Source organism: Acidithiobacillus sp. TH-A36 (assembly GCF_057473445.1).
Genome location: NZ_JBYCKP010000673.1, coordinates 1 through 3,624, shown reverse-complemented (window position 1 = coordinate 3,624; position 3,624 = coordinate 1). Strand labels below are relative to the sequence as shown.

The window sequence follows — 3,624 nt, the reverse complement described above, 5'->3', positions numbered from 1 at the left end:
CTCCACCGTGAGGCCGGCACGGGGTACGGGTTTGCCACAGCGGACACAGTGCCGATCATGGGCCTTGCAGGAACGACAGGTCACCGGTGTTTTGCCGCCCAGCGAGCGCATGGTTTTTCCGCACTGGGCACACGGCACTTTTTTGAACTCGCGGGCATAGCAGGTGGCGCAATAGGCCACGCCGTCCGTTACGGCGACGGCCTTGGCCATCGACCGACCACAACAGCCGCAGGTTTTATGCGCTTTGCCGGGAGTCATGACTGGTGCTCAACGTTTGGGCCGCTCAGGGATGGGGAGGGCCGTGACTTTTGGGCCAGTGACATTCGTGCTGATTGGTTCCCGCGTCCGGCGTACCCCGCGTTTGGGCGATGAATCCGGTGTCGCGTCGTCGGTGGAGCGCATGTTGGAAACGGTGTCAGCAGGGTGACGGTCATCAATGTCCTGTTCCGTGGGCGGGCGACGCCGAGCTACCCGTATCAGATCACCGACCTCACAACGCAGAACCGTTGTCAGTCCCGCCAGGACTTCCGAGCTGATGCGTGTAGGGAGAGCGTCCACTATCCGACTGAGTTGTGTCGTCGAAATCTCGACCCCCACTTCCTCCAGTTGCTTGCGCAGTTCGGTAATGGTTTTGATGTGGCGTTCGGCCATCATCACGCGCACGCGCCATTCCAGTGTATTGAGTGTCGCCAATCTACTCATTCCTTATCCTCATTCTTGCCCAGTAAAGCGTCCAGTTGCGAGCCAATCGCCCGGGTGATTTCCTCGTTTACGAATTCGTCGGGATGGTGCATATATCCCTGGGTTGTCGCCTGATAGGTGTGCCCATGCTTGCGGCGTACCATTTCCCCACTGAAGCGCTGAGCTTCATGCGTGACCGAAGAGTGCCGGAGGCAGTGCGGCGTAAATCCATGGTCCTCCAGTCCGGCCAGAGCAATTCCATGCTGAAAGCGCGCCTCAAAGGTTGATAAGGCGATGCGGTGGCCACGCTCCGAGAGAAAAAGCGCCTGGTCATTGGCGTCTGAAACGTCCATAAACAGGGGGCGCACCTCCTGAATGTACCACGTCAGCAAGGCGGAAACGGGTAAAAATGTGACTGGTACCATCCGATGCTTCGGGCCACTGCCCCGGCTGCCCTTACCCCAGGCAGAAATAAACCCGTATTCCCCTAATTCGGGGATGTTCGGATTGGGCTGGAAGGAAGAGACATTCAATCCGATGATTTCGGAAGCCCGCAGCCCCGCCGCATAGGTCAGATAAAACATCGTCTTGTCCCGCTGCAGGGGGCGCAAGTCCTTAGTCTTAAAGCTGGCGGCTTCCGTAATGGCAGTATCATAAGCGTTAAAAAACTGGTTGATCTCCGCATGGGTCAGTGCCGGCCGTTCGCGGGTCAGTTCCCGCTCGGAAATATGGGGAATGCAGTTCTCTGGATGACAGATCTGCACCAGATCGACGCCATATTCCCGCCGCACGACATTGCGGAATTTGACGTTCTCTATCAGGTAGGCGAGAAAACCCCGGATTGCACCCTGATAGTGCCGCTGGGAACTCACGGCCAGGGTGCGTACCACGCCGATCTCATAACTCCACTTTTCAAAGCCTTCTTCGGTCCAGTACCACGGCGCCTTCCCACTGAACTGAAGGAACTCCAGGATGATGCGAGTATCTCGATTCACGCTCTTGTGTTGATGCCGCAGCGCACCCCGGCGGCGGGTGACGTAGGCTTCCAGCATCTCCCGAAACAGCGTCTCGTCCTTGTCGGGCAGACGAAAGACTGGCGGTACCGCAGTTGCGCCCTGGTGCGAGTCGGGGATGGATCTCAGCTTGCGGGTGGCCATGATGCGTTTGCAATCTCCGGAAAGTGGAAATGCCCATATCGACACTGTACACCATGAAGATATGTTTCGCAAAGAGAGGTAAAACACCGTTAGATGAAAAAAACCTGCACAACGCCGTCAAATCAACCTGTAAACATGAGAATCTTCCAACTCCTTGAACCTATGGGGGATGTTCGGATTGGTGGGAATTTCCAATATGGGAATGACGCATGCGGGAAACCTGCATTTGCTGCAGGAAATGCAAAAGATTGAAGTCTACTTTACATTTAGAAACAGGGCATTGGAAATGGATCGCCTGATATTGTAAAAATTATTGGCAATATTGTAAGGAAGCAAGTTCATCAAAGAACATGGTTTTATACTCCGTATGAATGCCCGGTTGGGCGGGTAGGAAATTTGCGCGGTCAGACCGGCAAACGATAGATCCGGAAACGTCCGGTGCGGCACTAAAAGTGCGTAAACCTTTCCTTTGCCGTGTGCAGACACATGCCGTGTGCAACACATGCCGTGTGCAGACACAGCAGAGGAAAGGCGGCTCTCCATATAGAGAGCCCCCAGGAATAAACCACCTTGCCGAGTCCTACTCGGCAGGGTGGTGATGCATCAATAATTCAAGTGAGCGGGGACCAGGCCGGCAAAATCGATACCTGATTCCATGATGGCTTTCACCAGGGCTTCTTTCTTATCAGTGAAGACCTTGCTTTCCAGCTTTTCGGAGATGCCCAACTCATCGCAGACCGCGCGAATCTGGGCTTTGGTGAGCAGCTTTAGGTAATCCGCATCCATCTTCCAGAAGTCTCCCAGGTTCGGGCGAAGGTAGTGGAGGATGCTTTGCACTTCGGAATGCTGCAAACTGTCAAAGGCGGTAGCCGCAGAGGCTGCAGACAGGCGCAGGGCCATGTCTTTGCTATCAATATCCGAACAAAGGGCCTCAAAGCTACTGGATTGCACATCGTATTTCTTCAGTACCGATTCGATTTTGTACTTATCGGTCGTCGAAGAACGTCCATTAATAACAAGGGCCAGCAAAATGGTACGGCCTTTTTCCAGATCGGCCGCTATCATCTTTTTCGCCACCATGTTCCAGAGGTTCCGGCGGTATTCGATAATCGCGCTGCTGATAAACTGTGTTTCCGCAGGGGTCGAAGAGCCGCAGCAAGAACCGGTGTTATCCTGATTGTTCTCACCGCAACTCGCGTTTTCCAGCCCGTCATCATCCAGTCCAGGCGATGCGCCTGTCTCGACAGAATCAGGTCCGGTAGTTGGGGCGATCACTGGAGCCGGATGTGCTGCAGCCACCTTTTGGGCGTGACAGTCAAGGTCAAAGCAAATATCCTGTTCGACTTCGCCTTCATGTCCGGGGGTCAGCCAGACTACCGCGCCATATTTGGCACAGGAGTGGCAGGACCGGAACTGGTCACAACCGACACCATGGCCACCCTGTTCGGACAGTTTGGTAAAGTTTTCCTGCGTGTCCTGCAGACTGACGACGCGAACGGTTTGGACGTTTTCCTTCAACGCTTCCGCCTTGATGTTCGCCGCTTCCTCCGTTTTTTTGGAGAAGCAATCGGCGTTGGTGCAAAAACTGTCATCGGCCACCAGTTCGGAAAAGAGGGAGGATTGCACGGCCGTGTTAAAGCGGCATTGTGCGCATTCCGCACGGTCGAAAATGGCAGAACTCAACTTCTGCGTCAGCTTGGCCAGGAAGTGTTTGACTTCGACGACGCTCAGATTATTGGCAACAATCTTTTCCAGCGCTTTGTCCTGATTTTCGGTTTCCGGAACG

At 54.6% G+C, this 3,624-nt stretch carries 3 protein-coding genes and 1 pseudogene; all 4 read right to left on the bottom strand.

The window, feature by feature from the left end; translation table 11 throughout:
* Positions 1-258: pseudogene (locus AC2VLY_RS16825) on the bottom strand (hypothetical protein); the annotation flags it as partial.
* Between the two features lie 9 nt (positions 259-267).
* Entirely contained in the window at positions 268-702 is a 435-nt protein-coding gene (locus AC2VLY_RS16820) for a helix-turn-helix domain-containing protein (RefSeq protein ID WP_486892893.1), read from the bottom strand.
* A complete protein-coding gene (locus tag AC2VLY_RS16815) occupies positions 699-1,838 on the bottom strand; it encodes a tyrosine-type recombinase/integrase (RefSeq protein ID WP_486892892.1) in 1,140 nt (379 codons plus the stop codon). The genes AC2VLY_RS16820 and AC2VLY_RS16815 overlap by 4 nt, the downstream gene beginning before the upstream one ends.
* A gap of 603 nt (positions 1,839-2,441) precedes the next feature.
* On the bottom strand, positions 2,442-3,624 hold a 1,183-nt coding region (locus tag AC2VLY_RS16810; protein WP_486892891.1), incomplete at its 5' end, for a hypothetical protein.